The 21,046-nt window shown below is 66.2% G+C and carries 19 protein-coding genes; 14 read left to right on the plus strand and 5 right to left on the minus strand.

All coding sequences use genetic code 11. The annotated features are described in order from the left end of the window. Positions 1–487 precede the first annotated feature (487 nt). From folP to RPB_RS17885, 12 genes are all read left to right on the plus strand, one after another. Positions 488–1,354, plus strand: a complete 867-nt coding sequence (gene folP / locus RPB_RS17830; protein ID WP_011442412.1) for a dihydropteroate synthase — start codon at positions 488–490, stop codon at positions 1,352–1,354. Then, positions 1,351–1,728, plus strand: coding sequence for a dihydroneopterin aldolase (gene folB, locus RPB_RS17835; protein WP_011442413.1), 378 nt, complete (start codon positions 1,351–1,353; stop codon positions 1,726–1,728). Before folP ends, folB begins: the two co-directional genes overlap by 4 nt. Next, entirely contained in the window at positions 1,721–2,212 is a 492-nt protein-coding gene (gene folK / locus RPB_RS17840; protein ID WP_011442414.1) for a 2-amino-4-hydroxy-6-hydroxymethyldihydropteridine diphosphokinase, read from the plus strand. The genes folB and folK overlap by 8 nt, the downstream gene beginning before the upstream one ends. A gap of 146 nt (positions 2,213–2,358) precedes the next feature. Beyond that, the gene (locus RPB_RS17845) at positions 2,359–4,230 is read left to right on the plus strand and encodes a methylmalonyl-CoA mutase subunit beta (protein ID WP_011442415.1); all 1,872 of its coding nucleotides are present in this window, start codon (positions 2,359–2,361) and stop codon (positions 4,228–4,230) included. Beyond that, positions 4,227–4,691 (plus strand): GFA family protein, encoded by a 465-nt coding sequence (locus tag RPB_RS17850; RefSeq protein ID WP_011442416.1) that lies wholly within the window; start codon positions 4,227–4,229, stop codon positions 4,689–4,691. Before RPB_RS17845 ends, RPB_RS17850 begins: the two co-directional genes overlap by 4 nt. A 61-nt stretch (positions 4,692–4,752) precedes the next feature. Then, complete coding sequence (gene scpA, locus RPB_RS17855) at positions 4,753–6,912, plus strand: methylmalonyl-CoA mutase (protein ID WP_041798327.1); 2,160 nt, start codon at positions 4,753–4,755, stop codon at positions 6,910–6,912. A 36-nt stretch (positions 6,913–6,948) separates the two neighbouring features. Continuing rightward, positions 6,949–7,263, plus strand: coding sequence for a nucleotidyltransferase family protein (locus RPB_RS17860; RefSeq protein WP_011442418.1), 315 nt, complete (start codon positions 6,949–6,951; stop codon positions 7,261–7,263). After that, positions 7,264–7,608, plus strand: coding sequence for a HepT-like ribonuclease domain-containing protein (locus tag RPB_RS17865; protein ID WP_011442419.1), 345 nt, complete (start codon positions 7,264–7,266; stop codon positions 7,606–7,608). A gap of 39 nt (positions 7,609–7,647) precedes the next feature. After that, complete coding sequence (locus RPB_RS17870; RefSeq protein WP_011442420.1) at positions 7,648–8,436, plus strand: DUF3298 and DUF4163 domain-containing protein; 789 nt, start codon at positions 7,648–7,650, stop codon at positions 8,434–8,436. Further along, positions 8,420–9,412, plus strand: coding sequence for a methylmalonyl Co-A mutase-associated GTPase MeaB (meaB, locus tag RPB_RS17875; protein ID WP_011442421.1), 993 nt, complete (start codon positions 8,420–8,422; stop codon positions 9,410–9,412). The genes RPB_RS17870 and meaB overlap by 17 nt, the downstream gene beginning before the upstream one ends. Further along, on the plus strand, positions 9,409–10,068 hold the full coding sequence (locus RPB_RS17880; RefSeq protein WP_011442422.1) for a pyroglutamyl-peptidase I: 660 nt from the start codon (positions 9,409–9,411) through the stop codon (positions 10,066–10,068). The genes meaB and RPB_RS17880 overlap by 4 nt, the downstream gene beginning before the upstream one ends. A gap of 103 nt (positions 10,069–10,171) precedes the next feature. Beyond that, complete coding sequence (locus tag RPB_RS17885) at positions 10,172–11,527, plus strand: TIGR03808 family TAT-translocated repetitive protein (protein ID WP_011442423.1); 1,356 nt, start codon at positions 10,172–10,174, stop codon at positions 11,525–11,527. Between the two features lie 42 nt (positions 11,528–11,569). On the opposite strand, the gene RPB_RS17890 is transcribed toward RPB_RS17885, so the two are convergent. The 5 genes from RPB_RS17890 to RPB_RS17910 form a co-directional block, all read right to left on the minus strand. Beyond that, positions 11,570–13,639: a HAMP domain-containing methyl-accepting chemotaxis protein gene (locus RPB_RS17890; protein WP_011442424.1), complete on the minus strand. Its 2,070-nt coding sequence runs from the start codon at positions 13,637–13,639 to the stop codon at positions 11,570–11,572. A gap of 645 nt (positions 13,640–14,284) precedes the next feature. Beyond that, positions 14,285–14,833 carry a TIGR03809 family protein gene (locus tag RPB_RS17895; protein WP_011442425.1) on the minus strand — a complete coding sequence of 183 codons (549 nt, stop codon included), beginning with the start codon at positions 14,831–14,833 and terminating at the stop codon, positions 14,285–14,287. Positions 14,834–15,254: 421 nt separating this feature from the next. Further along, complete coding sequence (locus tag RPB_RS17900; RefSeq protein WP_011442426.1) at positions 15,255–16,925, minus strand: S8 family peptidase; 1,671 nt, start codon at positions 16,923–16,925, stop codon at positions 15,255–15,257. A gap of 22 nt (positions 16,926–16,947) precedes the next feature. Further along, the gene (locus RPB_RS17905; protein ID WP_011442427.1) at positions 16,948–17,751 is read right to left on the minus strand and encodes a hypothetical protein; all 804 of its coding nucleotides are present in this window, start codon (positions 17,749–17,751) and stop codon (positions 16,948–16,950) included. Next, positions 17,748–18,317 (minus strand): sigma-70 family RNA polymerase sigma factor, encoded by a 570-nt coding sequence (locus tag RPB_RS17910; RefSeq protein ID WP_011442428.1) that lies wholly within the window; start codon positions 18,315–18,317, stop codon positions 17,748–17,750. The genes RPB_RS17905 and RPB_RS17910 overlap by 4 nt, the downstream gene beginning before the upstream one ends. Before the next feature lie 391 nt (positions 18,318–18,708). Here RPB_RS17910 and RPB_RS17915 point away from each other — a divergent pair, with 391 nt between their 5' ends. Next, positions 18,709–19,854, plus strand: a complete 1,146-nt coding sequence (locus tag RPB_RS17915; protein ID WP_011442429.1) for a GGDEF domain-containing protein — start codon at positions 18,709–18,711, stop codon at positions 19,852–19,854. Between the two features lie 36 nt (positions 19,855–19,890). Further along, the gene (locus tag RPB_RS17920; protein WP_011442430.1) at positions 19,891–21,006 is read left to right on the plus strand and encodes a DUF2336 domain-containing protein; all 1,116 of its coding nucleotides are present in this window, start codon (positions 19,891–19,893) and stop codon (positions 21,004–21,006) included. Positions 21,007–21,046: the final 40 nt, after the last annotated feature.

A 21,046-nucleotide genomic window follows, 5' to 3' on the forward strand; every position in this document is an offset into this window, starting at 1 on the left:
GCCATAGATTGCCGTCCCACTTGCGCTAAATCCCGAACCGAGGAATAGAACTGAACTCGATGGGTCAAAGTTGGTGGGTATTGGCATAGCAAAACTTCCGGCCGAGGGGTTTGAGCGACGGTAGCAGAATCAAGATTAGCACGACTAAGGGATGCATTTCGAGCGGCCTGATGAGACAAACGTGGTCCGCTAGCCATTTGACGATCGACTTTTCTCGTGCGCTTTCATCGTCATCTGCACTAGGTACGCTGCAAAAGTTGATCGACATGGACCATGGCGTCCTACCCACTACGCTCGCCAACGATACGTCTGCAAGTTCAAGAAGGCCGATGGTTTGGAAGCATCCTTGATGTGCATTTTGATCTGCCTCTTAGCGAACTATAGCGGTCACGCCCATCGCTGGCATTAGACAGTACCTCGAATTCGCGTCCCTCCCACAAGACACCCCCGCTTGACTCCCCGCCGCTTCCCGCGCAAAGCGCTGGCCATGAGCGCAGCGCAGCAAACCCCAGCGCCTCCCACCGCGACCGGCGCCGCCGCGTTGCGGGCGCTGCTGGCGCGCCCGGTGCCGGTGGTGATGGGCATTCTCAACGTCACCCCCGATTCGTTCTCCGACGGCGGCGACTTTCTCGGGCCCGAGCGGGCGCGGGCGCATGCGGCGCGGATGATCGCGGACGGCGCCGACATCATCGACATCGGCGCCGAGAGCACCCGCCCCTACGGGTCGACGCCGGTCTCGGCCGACGAGGAGCGGCGGCGGCTGGCGCCGGTGCTGGCGGCGGTCGCAGCACTCGGCGCGCCGGTGTCGATCGACAGCATGAAGGCCGAGGTGGTGGCCTGGGCGCTCGACCATGGGGCTGCGATCGCCAACGACGTCTGGGGCCTGCAGCGCGATCCGGCGATGGCGGAGGTCGTCGCGGCGCGCGGCGCGCCGGTGATCGTGATGCATAATCGCGACGACGCCGACCCGTCGATCGATATCGTCGCTGATATCAACGCGTTCTTCGAACGCTCGCTGGCGATCGCCGCCCGCGCCGGCATCGCCGAGCACAGCATCGTGCTCGATCCCGGCATCGGCTTCGGCAAGACGCCGCAGCAGAGCATGATCGCGCTGGCGCGGCTGGGCGCCTTCGCGCATTTCGGCCTGCCCGTGCTGGTCGGCGCCTCGCGCAAGCGTTTCATCAGCACGGTGGCGCCGTCGGAACCGAAGCAGCGGCTCGGCGGTTCGATCGCCGCGCATCTCATCGCGATGGAGAACGGCGCGCGAATCATCCGCGCCCACGACGTCGCCGACACCGCGCAGGCGCTCAAAGTCGCGCACGCGATCAGGACCAGCAGCGAGGACAGACGATGACCGACACCATCTTCATCACCGGCCTGGTGCTGCACGCGCGGCACGGCGTGATGGATCACGAGACCGAAGTCGGCCAGCGCTTCGTGATCGATCTCGAACTCGCCGCCGACCTCACCGAGTCCTCGCGCACCGATCGCCTCGCCGACACCGTGTCCTATTCCAACGTGGTGGCCTGCGCCACCGCGGCGTTCAAGGACGCCAACTACAAACTGCTCGAACGCGCCGCCGGCGCGGTCGCCGACGCGATCCTGGCGGCATTCGACAAAATCGGTTCGGTGAAGATCACCGTGCACAAGCCGCACGCGCCGATCGCGGCGATCTTCGACGACGTCGGCGTGATCATCACCCGCGCGCGGCAGCCCTCGCATGGCTGAGGCGCTGATCGCGCTCGGCGGCAATGTCGGCGACGTCCGCGCGACGTTCGACAAGGCGATCGCCAATATCTGCGGCATGACGCAGGGCGAACTGCTCGCCCGCTCGTCGGACTACGCGACCCCGCCCTGGGGCGACGAACAGCAGGAGCGCTTCGTCAATGCCTGCGTGGCGATCGACACCGCGCTCGATCCGCACGCGTTGTTATTTACGCTGCACAAGATCGAGAAGCGCTTCGGCCGCGACCGCGCGCAGGAGCGCCGCTGGGGTCCGCGCACGCTCGACCTCGATCTGCTGAGTTACGACGATGCGGTGATCAATCAGCCCGGCCTGACGCTGCCGCATCCGCGTCTGTTCGAGCGCGCCTTCGTGCTGGTGCCGCTGGTCGAGATCCGGCCGGACGGATTAGTCGGCGGCCGATCGCTGCAAGACGCCCTCGCTGGTCTGTCCACCGCCGGGATCGAGCGGCTGCCGGACCGCGTCTGAGCGGTTTTGCGCTGCCGCAGGTTTGCCACCGGTTTGCCGCAAGCGTTGTCTCGTTCCTTTGGCCCGAAACAACCGTTTGGCAGGACGGTCCGCACGTGGCATTTTCCGGCCAAATCAAATTTTGTACCGGGAGCCCGATTTCAAAAATGTCGTCTGCAATCAAAGACTTGCCGCTCGCCGCCGAATTCGCTCCGGCCGGCTATGACGACTGGCGCAAGCTCGCCCTCGGCGTGCTGAAGGGCGCGCCGTTCGAAAAACTGCAAGGCAAGACCCCGGACGGCCTCCCGCTCGAACCGATTTATCCGCGTGCGATCAATGCCTTACCGGTCGCCGGCCGGCCCCTCGGGGCGCCCTGGCAGATCGTCCAGCGGGTCGACCATCCCGACGCGGCCGAAGCCAACAAGCAGGCGCTGCACGATCTCGAAAACGGCGCCACCGGCCTCGCGCTGGTGTTCGCCGGCAGCGTCGGCGGCCGCGGCTTCGGCCTGCCGCCGACCCGGGAGGCGATCGAGAAAGCGTTGCAGGACGTGCATTTGGACGCCGGTATCGGCATCGAGCTGCAATTCGCCCCGGAATCCTGCGACGTCGTTCGCCACCTCGTCGAGTTGATCAAGCGCCGCGGCACCGACCCGGCCGCCTGCGACATCCGCTTCGGCATCGACCCGATCGGCGCCCGCGCCGTCCGCGGATCGAGCCCCACCGACTGGAGCGAGATCGCGCGCGGCATTGCCGAAGTTGCGAGAAACCTCTGTGCCGCAGGCTTCAAAGGCCCGTTCCTCGCCGCCGACGGCCGCGTCGTGCACGACGCCGGCGGCTCCGAAGCGCAGGAACTCGCCTACGTCCTCGCCTCCGCCATCGCGTATCTGCGCGCACTGGAAGCCGCCGCCGTGCCGCTCGATCAGGCCCGCGGCATGATTTTCGCGCGCCTCAGTGCCGACGCCGACCAGTTCCTGACGCTGGCGAAATTCCGCGCGCTGCGCGTGCTGTGGGCGCGCATCGAACAGAGCTGCGGCCTCGCGCCGAAGCCGCTGTTCGTCGCCGCCGAAACCGCGTGGCGGATGCTGACGCAACGCGATCCCTCGGTGAACATGCTGCGCGCCACGGTCGCGACCTTCTCGGCCGCGCTCGGCGGCGCCAATGCGCTCGCGGTGCTGCCGCACACGCTGGCGCTCGGCCTGCCCGACGCCTTGGCGCGCCGCATCGCCCGCAACACCCAACTGGTGCTGCTCGAAGAGTCGAACCTCGAAAAAGTCGCCGATCCCGCCGCAGGATCGGGCGGCATCGAGGCGCTGACGCACGAACTCTGTGACGCCGCGTGGACGCAGTTTCAGGCCATCGAGCAGGCCGGCGGCGTGTTCGCCGCGCTCGCCGCCAATCTGATCCAGCCCAAGATCGCAGCGACCCGCGCCGTGCGCGACAAGGCCATCGCCAAGCGCCGCGACGTGCTGACCGGCGCCAGCGAATTCCCCAACCTGCACGAGGCCCGCGCCACCGTGCTCGACGCCGAGCCGATCGCGGTCCCCACTTTCGGCGAGGCCAAGATCAGCTTCGAACCGCTGACTCCGCTGCGGCTCGCAACGCCGTTCGAAGTGCTGCGCGACAAGTCGGACGCCGTGCTGGCGCGCAAGGCAGCACGGCCGCAAATGTTCCTCGCCAATCTCGGCACGCCGGCGGATTTCACCGCACGCGCGACGTTTGCGAAGAGCTTCTTCGAGACCGGCGGCATCGAGGCGATCGACACCGAAGGCTTCACCGATCCCGCGGCGCTGGCGGCGGCGTTCAAGGCCTCGGGCGCGGTGTTCGCCTGCCTGTGCTCTTCGGACAAAGCCTATGCGGCTCATGCTGCGGCGGCCGCGCAGGCGCTGCGCGAAGCCGGCTGCGGGCGGATCTATCTCGCCGGCCGCCCCGGCGAGCTGGAAGCGAGCCTGCGCGAGGCCGGCGTACACGACTTCATCTTCGCCGGCGGCGATGCGCTGGCGATGCTGAACGACGCCTGGCAGCGAATCGAGGCGGCATGACCGCGACCGGCAAAGCGGTGCTCACCGGCGGCTGCCAGTGCGGCGCGATCCGCTACGCGCTGTCGGCGCCGCCGCTGCGGATCACCTTGTGCCATTGCCGGATGTGCCAGAAGGCCACCGGCGCGCCGTTCGCCTCGATGGCCGAAGTCGCGCGCGAGCACTTCGCCTGGACCCGCGGCCAGCCGGCGTCGTTCCGCTCGTCATCGCTGGCGGAGCGCGATTTCTGCAACGCCTGCGGCACGCCGCTGAGCTATCGGCAGAACGAAGGAACCAGCATCGAGATCATGACCGGCACCTTCGACCGGCCCGACCGCGTGGTGCCGACGGTGCAACTCGGCGCCGAGTCGCGGCTCGGCTGGGTCGGCGCGATCGCGAACCTGCCGAGCAAGACGACCACGCAGATCTACGGACCCGAGAAGCTGGCGCAGGTGTTCAGCTATCAGCAGCCGGATCACGATTGAACCCGACGAAATGACGCCCAACAGCGGCCGTGCTAAAATGAGCCGCGCAGAGATTGAGCCAATGAGCAAGATTCCGAACTTCGCCGAGATCGCGTTCCAGCCCACCGCCGCCCCTGCGCCCGCAGGCGAGGCCAAGCCGTGGCTGACGCCGGAAGGCATCCTGGTCAAGCCGGGCTACAGCGAAGCCGATCTCGACGGCATCGACTTCCTCGATACATATCCCGGCATCGCGCCGTTCCTGCGCGGCCCCTACCCCACGATGTACGTCAACCAGCCGTGGACGATCCGGCAATATGCCGGCTTCTCGACCGCGGAGGATTCCAACGCATTTTATCGCCGCAATCTGGCCGCCGGCCAGAAGGGCCTGTCGGTGGCGTTCGACCTCGCCACCCATCGCGGCTACGACTCTGATCATCCGCGCGTCGCCGGCGACGTCGGCATGGCGGGCGTGGCGATCGACAGCATCTACGACATGCGCACGCTGTTCGCCGGCATCCCGCTCGACCAGATGAGCGTGTCGATGACCATGAACGGCGCGGTGCTGCCGATCCTCGCTCTGTTCGTCGCCGCCGCCGAAGAACAGGGCGTGCCGCCGGAGAAGCTGTCGGGCACCATTCAGAACGACATTCTGAAAGAGTTCATGGTGCGCAACACCTACATCTATCCGCCGACGCCGTCGATGCGGGTGATTTCCGACATCTTCGCCTACACCTCGCAGAAGATGCCGAAGTACAACTCGATCTCGATCTCCGGCTATCACATGCAGGAAGCCGGCGCGACGCAGGACCTCGAGCTCGCTTATACGCTGGCCGATGGCGTCGAATATCTCCGCGCCGGCATCGCCGCCGGCCTCGACGTCGACCGCTTCGCACCGCGGCTGTCGTTCTTCTGGGCGATCGGCATGAACTTCTTCATGGAAGTCGCCAAGATGCGCGCCGCCCGGCTGCTGTGGGCCAAGCTGCTGACGCAGTTCAATCCGAAGGACCCGAAGTCGCTCAGCCTGCGCACGCATTGCCAGACCTCCGGCTGGTCGCTGACCGCGCAGGATGTCTACAACAACGTGATGCGCACCACGATCGAGGCGATGGCGGCGACCCAGGGTCATACGCAATCGCTGCACACCAATGCGCTCGACGAGGCGCTGGCGCTGCCGACCGACTTCTCCGCGCGGATCGCGCGCAACACGCAATTGTTCCTGCAACAAGAGACCGGCACCACCCGGATCATCGATCCGTGGGGCGGCTCGTACTACGTCGAACGCCTGACCCACGATCTCGCCGTCAAGGCGTGGGGCCATATCCAGGAGGTCGAGGCACTCGGCGGCATGGCCAAGGCGATCGAAGCCGGCGTGCCGAAACTGCGCATCGAGGAAGCCTCGGCCAAGACCCAGGCGCGGATCGACACCGGCCGGCAATCGGTGATCGGCGTCAACAAATACAAACCGACCGACGAAGCGCCGCTCGACGTGCTCAAGGTCGAGAATTCGACCGTGCGGCGGCTGCAGATCGACAAGCTGAAGCGGCTGCGTGGCGACCGCAGCCAGGCCGACGTCGACGCAGCGCTCGCGGCGCTGACGCGCTCGGCTGCGGACGGCAACGGCAATCTGCTGGCGCTGGCGATCGACGCGGCGCGGGCCAAGGCCACCGTCGGCGAAATCTCCGACGCGCTGGAGAAGGTCTATGGCCGGCATCGCGCCGAGATCCGGTCGATCACCGGCGTCTACAAGCGGGAGGTCGCGAGCATGGCGAACCGGATGGAGAAGGTGCAGGCGCTGATCGACGCGTTCGAGGACGCCGAGGGCCGCCGCCCGCGCATTCTCGTCGCCAAGATCGGCCAGGACGGCCACGATCGCGGCCAGAAGGTGATCGCCTCGGCGTTCGCCGACATCGGCTTCGACGTCGATATCGGGCCCTTGTTCGCAACCGCCGATGAGGCTGCACGGCAGGCGGTCGAGAACGACGTCCACATTCTCGGCGTGTCGTCGCTCGCCGCCGCCCACCTCACCGCGGTGCCGGAGCTGAAGGCGGCGCTGAAGAAGCAGGGTCGCGAGGACATCATGATCATCATCGGCGGCGTGGTGCCGCCGCAGGACTACGACGCGCTGATCAAATCCGGCGCCGAGGCGATCTTCCCGCCCGGCACGGTGATCGCCGACGCCGCCGAGGAACTGATCCACAAGCTCAACGCAAGGCTCGGGCATTCGAGCCAGGCGGCGGAGTAGCTGCGGGGGACGGCAACCTTGTGCTAGGATGCACGAATGACAGCCATTGCCGACATGCCGCTGGACAAGATCGTCGCGAAGCTGGTCGAGCTCACGCCTGCGATCAAGGCTCTGGGCGTCACGCGGCTGGCGGTGTTCGGCTCCCGCGCTCGGGGGGATGCGCGCGTCGACAGCGACCTCGACATTCTGGTCGATACGACGGCCTATGGAGAAGCCCCCGCATTCGATCTCTTCAAGGTGATGCATCTGATCGAAGACGAGACCGGAATCCGGACGCAGATCACGACACGGACGGAACTGAAGCCTCGGATCGTCGAGCGGATCGCAGACGACGTCGTCGAGGTCTTCTAGATGCCGCCGAGCGTTGACGATCGCTTTCGCGATATCCTCGATGCCATCGCCGAACTCGACGATCTCCTCCAAGGCTACGACTTCGAGAAGTTTTCCCGCGAGCGACGTACCAGACTTCTGACCGAGCGCTTGCTGGAGATCGTCTGCGAAGCCTCGCGCAGCATTCCAGATGCAATCAAGCAAGGCGAACCGACGATCGACTGGCGCAGCATGATCGACTTTGGCAATTTGTTGCGCCATGCCTATCATTCGACGCGGGCGGATACGGTTTGGGAGATCATTCGAAACCGATTACCACCGCTGCAAGCGTTCGCTGAACGTCGTCTTCATCAATCAGGCGAGTAGTTGCTGACTGTTCGGTCGGCGCTCCAAAAGGCTCCACTCATGTCTCTCAATCCACGCGCCACGACGTTTGCCTTACTCGCCGGCTTGCTCGCCTTCTCCCCCGCCCTCGCCGAGCCGGCGAAGCCCAAGCCCGACTTCGCGGTGAAGACCAAGGCGATCGACGGCAAGGTGCTGCTCGACGCCGGGATCAAGGCCGATCCGAAGCTCGCGGACAATTGCCTCACCGAAGGCAAGAAATGGATCGGCGAGCAGCGCGCAGAAGCCGAACCGGAATTCAAGAGCGACCCGGAGCTGTTCCGCAACGGCCCCTGGACCTATGAGCGCAGCTACGCGACGGACTCGCTGGTCGCGGACCGCTATGTCAGCGTGCTGCGCACCGACTACAGCTACACCGGCGGCGCGCATCCCAATACGGACATCAACACCATCCTATGGGACAAACAGCAGGGCAAGCGCATCAGCATCCGGCCGTTCTTCACCGATCTGTCCGACGGCAGCGCCGCGATGCAAGCGATGGTCAAGGGCGTGCTCACCTCGCTGAAAGCCGAGAAGAAGGCGCGCGGCACCGAGGACGACGGCGAGGACTACGTCAAGAGCATCGAACCGAAGCTCTTGACGATCGGCCCGGTGACGCTCGCCCGCTCGACCGAAGCCGGCAAGAGCGCCGGCCTGATGTTCCACTACGCGCCCTATGCGGTCGGCGCCTATGCGGAGGGTAGCTACGACGCCTACGTGCCGTGGCAGAGTCTGAAGCCGTATCTGTCCGCGGAAGGCACCGCGATCTTTGGCGGCGATCGGCCGAAAGGCGACGATGAACGCGCCAAGTAAGAAGCCGCTCGATCTGCCGTCGCTGGCGGGCGAGGTCCGCGCCGGCAATCGCGCAGCGCTGGCGCGCGCGATCACGCTGATCGAGAGCCGCCGCGCCGATCATCAGGCGTCCGCGCGCGCGCTGGTGCAGGAGCTGCTGCCGCAGACCGGCCGCGCGATCCGTGTCGGCATCACCGGCTCGCCCGGCGTCGGCAAATCGACGACGATCGACGAACTCGGGATGTATCTGATCGCGCAGGGCAACAAGGTCGCGGTGCTGGCGGTCGATCCATCTTCCGCGCGCACCGGCGGCTCGATCCTCGGCGACAAGACGCGGATGGCGCGGCTCTCCGCCGAACCCGACGCCTTCATCCGTCCCTCGCCGTCGTCGGGCACGCTCGGCGGCGTCGCGGCGAAGACGCGCGAGGCAATGCTGCTGTGCGAGGCCGCCGGCTTCGACGTGGTGCTGGTCGAGACCGTCGGCATCGGCCAGTCCGAGACCGCTGTCTGCGACATGACCGATTTCTTCCTCGCGCTGATGCTGCCGGGTGCCGGCGACGAGTTGCAGGGCATCAAGAAGGGTCTGGTCGAACTCGCCGACATGATCGCGATCAACAAGGCCGACGGCGACAATATCGCCCGCGCCAATCTCGCCGCCGGCGAATATCGCGCCGCGCTGCATATCCTCACCCCGCGCTCGCCGCATTGGCAGCCGCCGGTGGTGACCTATTCGGCGATCACCGGGACAGGCATCGCCGAACTGTGGCAGAGCGTCCTCGATCATCGCACGGCCACGACCGCACCCGGCGAATTCGACGCGCGACGGCGCGAGCAGCAGGTGAAGTGGATGTGGACGATGCTCGAGGATCGCTGGAAGGCACGGCTGAAGAGCGACCCCGCGATCCGCGCCAAGGTGAAGTCCACAGAAGCCGCCGTCGCCGAAGGCCGCGTCACGCCGGCGATCGGCGCCGACCAGATCGCGGAGCTCCTGGCATGAGCGCGCTGCGCATCCTGATCACCGGGTTCGGCCCGTTTCCCGGTGCGCCGTTCAATCCGACGCCGGCGCTGGTCGCGCGGCTGATGAATTTGCGGCGGCCGGCGCTCGATGCGATCGAGCGCATCGGCCACGTGTTTCCGGTGAGCTATCGCGCGGTGGATGCCGAACTGCCGGATCTCCTGGCGATGCATCGCCCCGACGCGCTACTGATGTTCGGCCTCGCCGCCCGCACGCGGCATCTGCGGATCGAGACCCGCGCCCGCAATGCGATCACCACGCTGTGGCCGGACGCCGACCGGATCACGCTGCGCACCGCCTCGATCGCGGCGGGCGAATCCGCGCGGGTGTTCGGACCACATTGCGAAAAGCTCGTCCGCGCCGCACGCGCCACCGGGATCGACGCAAGGGCCTCGCGCGACGCCGGCCGCTATCTGTGCAACTATCTGAGCTGGCGTGCGATCGAAGCCACGGCAACGCCGCACGGCCCCCGCCTCGCCGCCTTCGTCCATGTGCCGCTGACGGCGCGCGATGGGCGGGCCTGGCCGGGCAGCGCGATCACCGCCGACCATCTGGTCGATGCCGGCGAGGCGATCCTGCTCGAACTGGTGAAACTGGCGCGCGGCAGACCGCGCCTCGCTCGGCCTGATCCGGGTTAACCCTATCGTCAAACATCGTCGCCCTGCGACACCGCCGCGACCGCGACGGCGGCGATTTCTGCGTTACTTCAAGCAGCGAGTTCGCTCACCGAGGGATGCGCAGATGACTCTCGACCGGCGCCGTTTGATCGGACTGACAGCCGGCGCGCTGGCGCTGTCGGCGGCGCCACTCGCCGCGCAGCCGCTCACCTCGCAACGCGGCCGCGACGCCACGCAGGCCGGCCTTCGCCCCGACAGTTCCGACGACCAGACCGCGGCCCTGCAGCGCGCGATCGACAGCGCCGCCCGCGCCCGCGTCCCGCTGGCGCTGCCGCCGGGCCATTATCGCACCGGCCCACTTCGGTTGCCGTCGGGCGCGCAGCTCAGCGGCGTGCGCGGCGCGACGCGACTCGTCTTCACCGGCGGCGTCTCGCTGTTCGACAGCGCCGGCGCCGAGACGCCGACGCTCAGCGGCCTCGTCCTCGACGGTGGCGCCATCCCGCTGCCGGCGCGGCGCGGCCTGGTGCATTGCGTCGGCGCGCGCGACCTGCGGATCACCGATTGCGAGATCACCGCCAGCGGCGGCTGCGGCGTCTGGCTGGAAACCACCTCGGGCATGATCAGCGACAACACGCTGACCGCGATCGCGGTCACCGGCGTGGTGTCGTTCGACGCCAAGGGGCTGAGCGTGACGCGCAACACCATCATCGGCGCCAACTCAAACGGCGTCGAGATCCTGCGCACCTCGATCGGCGACGACGGCACGCTGGTCACCGGCAACCGGATCGAGAACATCAAGGCCGGCCCCGGCGGCTCGGGGCAGTACGGCAACGCCATCAACGCGTTTCGCGCCGGCAACGTCATCGTCAGCGGCAACCGGATCAGGAACTGCGATTACTCCGCGGTGCGCGGCAATTCGGCGTCGAACATCCACATCACCGACAACAGCGTCAGCGACGTGCGCGAGGTCGCGCTGTATTCGGAATTCGCGTTCGAAGGTGCGGTGATCTCGGGCAACACCGTCGACGGCGCAGCGCTCGGCGTCTCGGTGTGCAACTTCAACGAGGGCGGCAGGCTCTCGGTCGTGCAGGGCAACATCATCCGCAACCTCAAGCCGAAGCGGCCGATCGGCACCGCGCCGGACGACGACGCCGGCATCGGCATCTATGTCGAGGCCGACACCGCAGTGACCGGCAATGTGATCGAGAACGCACCGTCGTTCGGCATCGTCGCCGGATGGGGCAAGTACCTGCGCGATGTCGCCATCACCGGCAATGTCGTGCGCAGGGCGTTCATCGGCATCGGCGTCTCGGTGATGGACGGCGCCGGCACGGCCGCGATCAACGGCAACGTCATCGCCGAAGCGCCGCGCGGCGCCGTGGTCGGGCTCGACCACGCCCGCCCGGTGACGCCGGACCTCACCGCGCCCGGCGCAGCCAAATTCGCGCAGATCGCCCTCGGCAGCAACTCGGTGCGGTGACGGCGGGATTACTCCCGCGGTCTCCGCACCAATGGAACCCTGCTACGCCGCCCGCACGGTTTCGACGAAGCGGCTGACTTCGTCGCGCAGACGGTTGCTGTCGCGCGACAGCGACTGCGCCGCGGCCAACACCTGCGTCGACGCGGTGCCGGTCTCGGTGGCGCCGCGCTGCACGTCGGTGATGTTGGCCGAGACCTGCTGCGTGCCCTGCGCCGCCTGCTGCACGTTGCGGGCGATCTCCTGGGTCGCAGCACCCTGCTCTTCCACCGCGGAGGCGATGGTCGAGGCGATTTCCGACATCCGCTCGATGGTGCCGCCGATCTCGCGAATGGCGCCGACCGACTCCTGCGTCGCCGTCTGCATGCCGCTGATCTGCTGGCTGATCTCGCCGGTCGCCTTCGAGGTCTGTTCAGCCAGCGCCTTGACCTCCTGCGCCACCACGGCGAAGCCGCGGCCGGCGTCGCCGGCGCGGGCCGCCTCGATCGTGGCGTTCAGCGCCAGCAGATTGGTCTGCCCGGCGATGGTGTTGATCAGATCGACGACGGCGCCGATCCGGCTCGCCGCATCCGCGAGCTCGCCGATCCGGCCGTTGGTCTTGCGCGCCTGATCGACGGCATCGCCGGCGATCCGCGCCGACTGCTGCACCTGACGGCTGATTTCGGAGATCGACGACGACATCTGCTCGGTCGCGGACGCCACCGACTGTACATTCGCAGAGGCCTGCTCGGATGCCGCCGCGACCGAGGTCGCAAGCTCCTGCGAGCGATCGGCGGTCGAAGTCAGCGAGCCGGCGGAAGCTTCGAGTTCGGTCGAGGCCGAGGTCACGGTCTGGATGATCTGGCCGACCGCGCCTTCGAAATCGTCGGCCAGCCGCCGCATCTCGGCCTTGTGCTCCTCGGCCACGCGGCGCTCGGCTTCCTCCTGCTCCTGCGTCAGCCGCTGCACCTCGATCGCGTGGGACTTGAACACTTCGACCGTGCAGGCCATCAGGCCGATCTCGTCCAACCGCCCCGAGCCGGGCACGGCGACGTCGAGATTGCCGGACGCCAATTCCCGCATCGAATCCGACATCTGAATGATCGGGCGCGACACCGCGCGGCCGATCAGCCAGGCCAGAACCACGCCGATCAGCTGCGCCGTGATGGTGATGATCAGCGTCTGACTCCTGGTGTCGGCGACCAGCGCCTGCGTTTCCTGCCCGATCTGCTTCTGCTCGGCGGCGCCGATCTGATTGATCCGCGCGGCCGATGCAGCCAGAGCATCCGCCACCTTGGCCATCTCGCCGATCTTCGTCTCGACCGCATTGACGTCGGCTGACGCCCTGCGGAAGGCCTCGGTGTAGCTGGCGAGGTCGGCGTCGATCGCGACGAGCTGGCTCTGCTCGCCGGCTGTGTCGAGCGAGATCTTCAGGGCCGACAACGTGGTCTTGAGTTCAGTAATCGCCTTTTCAGCCGCCACCGAGGCTTCACGCTCCAGGCGCATCCCCAGAACCTTGCTGGCCGCGAGCCGCAGCGTCAGGAGTTGCTTCATGGCCTGTCCGACCAGCAGCGCGTCGCCGCTACGGCCGTCGCCGGTCATCGCCGAGTTCTGCAACTGCTCCAGTCGGCTCATCACGCGCTGCCCGATCGGTCCGAGCACCTCGAGCGTCAGTCGATTCTGCTCCTGACGCAGCTTGACGACATCCGCAAACCCCTTGCCGTAGACGGTAACCTCGCGGTCGATCTCGGCCATCACCGGCCTCGTCTCGGGACTCTGGAGCTGGCGCGAGCCTTGCGCGATGCTGTCCGCGAGCTTCTGCTTGCGCTCCTCCGCTTCGCCGAGCAGCGCTTCGTCGCCGGTCATGCCGAACTCGCGCACGATACCGCGAAAGGCGGTGAAGCTGCGGTCGATCTCCCGGGCGATGCCGACGACCGCGACGCGCTGTCCGAACGAGGTGAACGCGCTGCCGATCGTACCGAAGCTGGAGTAGTTCATCACAGCGAGCACCGCCATCAGTACCTGGATAGCGGCGAAGCCGATGGCGATCTTGGTGCCGATTTTGCGATTGGTGAACATCGCGAAGAGAATGGAGGATTTCGGTGCGACTGCAATCGACGAAGCGGTGTGGGTCATGGCCTGACTTTCATTTCGAGCGCGGAGTCGGCAGCTCGGCTGCAACCTATTCGGGGCCACATCAGTCTTGGATCCGCGGCAACGCGACGCAACGCAGTTGTAGCGGCGGACCCCCTGGCGTGATTGTTTTGAAACGGACGACGACGTCCCGCAGCGAGGAGTGCGCCGAAATCATTTGAAAAGTATAAAGAGGAAAATTGCACAGCCGCTCAAATGCAACGATCAGTTAGCTGCGCTTTGAGACAAACCCTCCGGCCGAAGGTTGATCCGGATCAAATCAGCAAGAGAAAGCACCGTTTCCATTGCGTGTATTGCAAGCGGCGCCTTTCGTTGATTGGCCGTGCCGGTTGTTGCTCGACTCCGCCCGGGGAATTTCCCTTTCACCGAAGGTCTAGAGCGGTTCTGTGTTCGATGGAATCAGCACTGGCGTTCTGGGACGCTCGCCACGGCACAACCTCATGGTGAATCGATCAAGCGCTCGAGAGAAAGTCCGGGTTTGCCAGCGGCGGCCTGCTCGGCGCGCGGATCGCCCGCGCGTCTCCCGACCGTGTCGACGATCTGGTCCCTTGACCACCAGGGTTTCCCGAGGCGCCCGAGCGCTGCAAACGATAGGTGCTGGATGTCCTGTCGAACGAGCCGGCGGGACTAACCAGCCTTGCGCAGCAGCGGATAGCGCTGAGCGAGCTGGCCCAGATCGAGCGCATGCTGCCAGGCAGGGCGCTCGTCGCGCTCGACCGGTTCGAAGATGTCCGCCTCGAGGATGTCGTCTGACTCGAAGGACGGCACGATGCTCAACCGCGGCAGGCCCGCCAGTTCGTAATCGGCCGCGACCGATGCCTGTTCGAGAGCCGGGACGACGGACGTCGGTGCGAATTGAAGCGTCCGGGCCGAATCGGCCGCCGTTTCGTCGCTGAGGTAGAAGATCTGCCGCGGCGGCAGATTCTTGTTGTGGCCCAGCCAGGACAGGTCGATCGGCTGGTTGTCGATCGTGGCTTCGCGATACAGCAAATCGCGCCAGGTCTCGACTGCGGCTTTGGCTTCCTGAATATTCTCGAGAAACGCGGTCTCGCTGAAGAAACGCCGCCAGCGACCGCTTTCGAACATTTCCGTGAGGTATTCCAGCCGCTGCTCGGCGAGCACACACCAGCGCTCAATGATCGCGCGGCCACGCGCTGCTGCGTCGTTGACTTCCATGATCAATCCGTCGGATGGGGGGAAACGGACGCGACGCAACTACGAATCAGCGCAAGCATAAGAGTCAGTTTGTTAACAAAAATTTACCATGTCCAGCCGCGGCGGTGCCCCCGTAATGACACGAAGTCTAAAATGAGATCGCGGTGACTCGGTCGCGGCCGTCCGCTGCAGCGCCAATGGGGGCCCATGGGCCTTCCTGCGGCTGCGGACGGTGGATCGGGCGCATGGGGCTCAAACGAGATGACCCGCCCGGGGGGACAGCCGGGCGGGTCAAGCCGTATTGGCGCTGGGGTGGATGGGCGCTCGCGCCGAATACAGCCTCTTTGGGGAGGGGCTTTCCGCTCCCACACCTATTCGTCATCGAGACCAGGCCGAACGTTCAAAGCCGTCGCAGATTTTTTTCGAACCTGATCGGCGCCGATCAGCGGGCCGGGATCGCGGCGGCCGGCGCCGGGCCGACCTCCTGCTCTGCCCCGGCGGGCGCTGCCAACGCAGCGCCGGGCGTCGCAGGTTGCGCTGTCGCGACAGAGGGCTGCGGCGCGGTCGCGGGCGCCGCAACCAGCGGGGCCGCCAGGCTGTCCACCCGCGACAGGGCAGCAAATGCATCGGCTTCGCCGGCCCCGAACAGATCGTCACGGCCCGGCGCTCCAAGATCGCGGGCGGTCTGGCTCAGAACGGCCCGCACCTGATCGGGCACGAGCGTGGGATTGCGCTCGATCATCAGCGCGGCGATACCGCTGACGAATGCTGCAGAGAACGACGTCCCCGTCATCACCTCGTATTTGCCGTCGGGCGCCGGCAGCAGGACGTCGACGCCGGGAGCTGCCACGGCGATTTGCGGGCCACGGTTCGATGCCGCAAACAACGTGTCGCCCGGACTCGTCGCGCTGACCGCGATCACGCCCGGCAGCGCCGCAGGATACAATGGCGGGGACTTCGGCCCGGCATTGCCGGCGGCGGCAATCATCACGATCCCCCGCGCTGCAGCAGCCGCGACGCCGCGCGCAATCAGCGGGTCCTGCGATCCGGCAAAGCTCATATTGACGATTCGGGCGCCATGACCGAGGGCGATATCGAGGCTTTTGAGGATCAGATAAGACGTGCTGCTCTGGCTTCCGGTCTTGCCCTCGCCGAACGCCCGGATCGCCAGTATTTTCGCCTCCGGTGCGCCACCGGTGAGTTTGGCGCGCGCGACGATCGCCCCGGCGACGCCGGTGCCGTGCTGATGCGGCTTCTCCTTGCTGCCGAGCGGGTCGAACGAACCGGCGAGCGCACCGACGAGTTCCGGATGGGCGATGTCGACGCCGGAATCGATCACCGCAACGACAATGCCGCGTCCGCGCGCCAGCGCATGCGCCTCGGCCAGCCGCAGCCGGCCGTGCGGATACAGCATCGAATTGTCGGCGGCAGCGGGCTTGGCATCGCTCTGCAGCGTGTAGACGAAATTGGCCTGCGCGGCGCGTATCCGACCGTCAGCGGCGAGTGCGCGTGCGACCGTTTGCGGCGAGCGGCGATCGTTGATCCGAAACAGTCCGATGCGGGTCCCGACCAGTGCGACGGTGTCAACGCTGACGCGCGTGAGCCGGTGCCGTCGCGCCAGCGCACGGAGTTGCTGCTCGGACAGACCGCCGTCGAATTCGATCAGCACTTCGCCGGGAACATGGTCGCGAGCGGCGACCGCCGGGCGCTGCCCGCGCGCGGCGACGATTTGCGGCGGAGCCCGGCGGACGCGATCGGCCTTTGCCTTGCCGCGCTTGTGCTTGGTCACGGACCGCCAATCGCCGATCACCCACAGCTTGGCGCAGGTTCGGCCATTGTCGAGATAGTTGCAGCGCGAGGGCGGCAGCGGCGCATCGCGCAGCCGCCGATACTCACGCTCGACCGACGGCAGCACGTCCGGCCCTGGCGGGCGTAGCGCGGGAATGGTCGGGCCGACCGACGGCGTGATGGTCGGCGCCGTGGTGACTGGCGGAAGGTTGGTCAGAGGTGGAGGCGCCAGCGATTGGGAAAATGCGACCCCCGCCGTCATCACCAGCGTCGCCGCCGCCACCGCCGCAATCCATACCGGCCTTTGCCATGCTCGATCGCTCATCGCAGCCTCCGGCTCGGACCTGCTATGGCGCGGGCAACACCATCGCGACGATCGCTTCGTTCTGCAGGCGCGAGATCAGCCTGTCCTGCTCCTGCTTCGACATGGCGTCGGCGCCGACGCGCAGCCGAAACACGCCACCCTTGCTGCTGTCGACCACCGCGGCTTGATACGCATCGAGCAGCGCCGTGATTTCGGACACGCGGGCGTCCGGCGTAAAGCGAACGAACACGCGGAGGGAGCCGCTGTCGGCGCCGAGGCTTCGCGTCAGCGGCGCGGCGCGCTGCGCAGGCGCGGCAGGCGGCGCAGCAGGCGCGGCCGGCCGCGCCATTTCGGCGCGCGGGGCCGGAGCCATATCCGCCTGCGGCTGGTAGGAGGCGGTCTCGAACACGCCGGCCGGGGTCCACACCAGCATCGCGCCGATCAACCCGGCCTGCAGCACCAGCGCGACGCTGGCGACGGAGGCCGACCAAGCCAATGCCTTCGGCGACAGACCGACAAAAAAGCCGGCGAACCGCGCGCCGAGCCCCTGCCGCGCCTGCGGCAACGCGCCCCCGGCCGGACGCGCCGGCTCGGCGTCGATTGCCGCGAACAGTTTCTGGATCGCCTTCGACGACGGCGCGCCGAGGCTTTCGTTCAGCTCGATGGTCGCGGTATATTCTTCGAGCACCGCCGCGTATTGCTTGGCGAGTTCGGGATCTCGCTCCAGCGCTTCGGCCACGCGCTCGCTGTCGCGGGCATTCAGCGTGCCCGCGGCATACCAGGGCAGCAGCGCCTCGATGTCGCCCGGCTCCTGATGCTCCAGCATCGATTTGCTCATCGCCATCATGGCCAGCCTCGCTGCACGCCGGCTGCCTGCAGCAGATCGGCCAGTTTCTTGCGCGCATAAAACAGTCGGGTCTTCACGGTGTTCTCCGGAATTCCCACAATATGAGCGACCTCTTCCACCGATTTCTCATGGTAGTAGACGAGATCGACGATCTCCCGATGGTCCGACGAAAGCCCCTCGAGGCACTTTCGCAACACATCGCTGGTGTCCTTTTTCTGGACCGCCACTTCCGGATCGTCCGATGGATCCTCGATCGCGGCGGCAGCCTCGTCGTCCAGTTCGGCATCCTTGCGGCGTCGCAGCGCGGAGAGCGCCTTGAACCGCGTGATCGCCAACAGCCAGGTGGAAACGGATGATCGCCCCTCGAACTTCCCCGCCTGGCGCCAGACATCAAGAAAGACCTCACTGATAAGGTCCTCCGCGATCTGTTCGTTCCGCACCAGCCTCAGCCCGAAGCGAAACACCCGCACCTGATGCCTGCCATAGAGGACCTGCATCGCAGAACGGTCGCCTTGAGCAATCCGGGCGATCAACACCTCGTCCGCAGTCGCCTGCTTGTTACTCACTGGCCGTCTCGCACAATAGGTCGGCTGAAACCCGCGGAAGGTTCGACAGTCAAAGGCAAATTTATCACCGTAGCTAGGTGCCACGCCACTTCTGTGAGGTCGAGCACAGAAGTGTAAGGCACGCATTCCCCTCGCCGCCCCCCGCCGAACCGGCGTGCTTGGGCCCGACTCGGACGTCCGAAGCTTGACGGAACCGTCTTATCAAGCCCTCGACCGAATTGCGCGGCCTATTGAAGGGCCCGTCGGGCCGCGAGCCATCGCCGGATACCTTTCACTGAATAATACCTTTACGTCATATACTTAATCGGAGCGAGCGGCGGGTTCCCCGCAGATACGAAACCTAAAGGCTTTGCTCGTAAGTTCCCTCAACTCAAAGGCGTTGAAGCGGGCGATGGGATCAGCTGCCGTCATTTCGGGCATGCCAGCGGGCACGGTGGACGGGGCCACACGGGCTCGGACGCTTGCTGTCCGTGCGCGGAGAATGAAGCAACGCCGGCAGATGTTCGATCTGGTCGCAGCGAGCTATCTGACCGACGCCCTGCTCCTGCTGATCTACAGCTTCACCGGCACGATCCCCGAGATCGTCGTTCCGACCTACATCGCCTGCGGCTTCGGCATCATCGTCGGAAGCATTGCGCTGTCGGAATCGGGTTTTTACGATCGTTTCAAGGACCACTATCTGGTTCTGCCGACCGTCGCGCTCAATGTCGCGCTGGTGATGGGATTTTGCATCTGGGTGCCGCAGATCGCATTCCTGTTCCTGTGCTCGCTGTTCATCATCTTCAATTTCGCGTCGCTGCGCGCCAGCACAAGTCAGAGCTTGATCTGCTGGGCGACGATGGCTGCCGCGTTGGTGGTGCTGTTGGTCTTCACGGACACGCCGATCGCGATTCCGCACGACACTCTGCTCGAGCGCACCGTGACGATGCTGGCGCTGGTGCTGACCCTCGGCCGCTGCATGTTCATCGGGATGTATTCCAGCGCGATGCGGGTGTCGCTCTACAAACGCGGTCTCCAGTTGCGCGAGGCCTACCGGCGGATCGAGGAGCTCGCGGAGCTCGACGAACTCACCGGCGCGTTCAATCGCCGCTGTATCATGCGGATGCTCGACGACGAGATCGCCCGGGCCGAACGCAGCGCGACGCCGCTGTCGCTCGCCTTGATCGACCTCGACTGGTTCAAGCGGATCAACGACAGCTTCGGCCACCCCACCGGCGACGAGGTCCTGCGCACCTTCGCGATCACCATCTTCGCCAACATCCGCAGCTTCGACCGGTTCGGCCGCTACGGCGGCGAGGAATTCCTGCTGCTGCTGCCGAACACGTCGCGCGAAGACGCCCACGCCCTGCTGGACCGGCTGCGGGAAATCGTCGGGGAGCTGGACTGGACGGCGTTCTCGCCCGGGATGCGGGTGACGCTCTCCGCCGGTGTCACGACGATGTCTCCGGACGAGACTGCCGAATCCGTGCTGGCCCGCGCCGACAGTGCGCTCTATGCGGCCAAGGAAAAGGGACGCAACAGAATCGCCACGACCTGAGGAACTCAGGTTCAAAACGTGACTCCAGGACAGAGTATGAGCCCGAAATCGGCCCTTTCCGCCGCCACCCTCCTCGACGAGCTGCAATCCACGCTGGCGCATGGCACAGTGGCGCGACGCGTCGAGACCTTGCGCCGCGTCACCGACCTGTATCTCGACAGCGGCGTGGACTACAGCGACGATCAGATCGCGGTGTTCGACGACGTCTTCAACTGTCTGGTGGATAGTATCGAGACCCATGCCAAGGTGCTGCTGGCCGAGCGCCTGGCGCCCGTCAATGCCCCGCCGCGGATCATTCATCATCTCGCCTTCGAGGACCTGATCGAGATCGCGGCGCCGGTGCTGTCGCAGTCCGATCAGCTCGACGACGCCATGCTGATCGCCAATGCCCGAAGCAAAGGGCAGAGCCACATGATGGCGATCTCGACCCGCAGATCGCTCAGCGGCGCGGTGACCGACGTCCTGGTCGAGCTCGGCAATCAGCAGGTGGTGCAGAGCACCGTCAAGAATCCCGGCGCGGAATTCTCGGACAATGGCTATTCGGTACTGGTCAAGCGCGCCGAACTGGATGACGACCTCGCCACCGAGCTGGGCCGGCGGGCGATCCCTCGCGCGCAATATCTCAAGCTGATCGCGATCGCATCGGCCTCGGTGCGGGCGAAACTCAAGGCCGCGAACCCGAACGCGGCCTCCGAGGTCGCGACCGCGGTGAAGCAGGCGTCGCGTCTGGCGCGCTCGGCGCCGGCGGCGATCAGCCGCCAGACCAGCATCGCCCATGGTCTGGTCCGGTCGCTGTACGAAGACGGCCGCATCACCGAAGAGCAGGTCAACACCTTCGCAAACGAACGCAAATTCGACGAGATCAATCAGGCGCTCGCATGCCTCGCCGGCACCTCGGTCGAGACCGCCGAGGCGATGATGATCGAATCCCGCGACGAGGGTCTGCTGATCCTCGCCAAGGTCTGCAAATTGTCGTGGCCGACGGTCAAGGCGATCATCAGGATGCGCGACGAGGCGACCGGCACGATGTCCACCGATCTCGACGAATGTCGCTTCACCTACGAGCGGTTGCGCATCGCGACCGCGCAGCAGGTGCTCCGCTTTCACCGCATGCAGCAATCCAGCGCCGCAACCAAGGCGCCGGCCGCCTGAGCGGCCGACGACTCGTCACCTCATCGCGCCGCCGGCGGAG

Source organism: Rhodopseudomonas palustris HaA2, from assembly GCF_000013365.1.
GTDB lineage: Bacteria > Pseudomonadota > Alphaproteobacteria > Rhizobiales > Xanthobacteraceae > Rhodopseudomonas > Rhodopseudomonas palustris_J.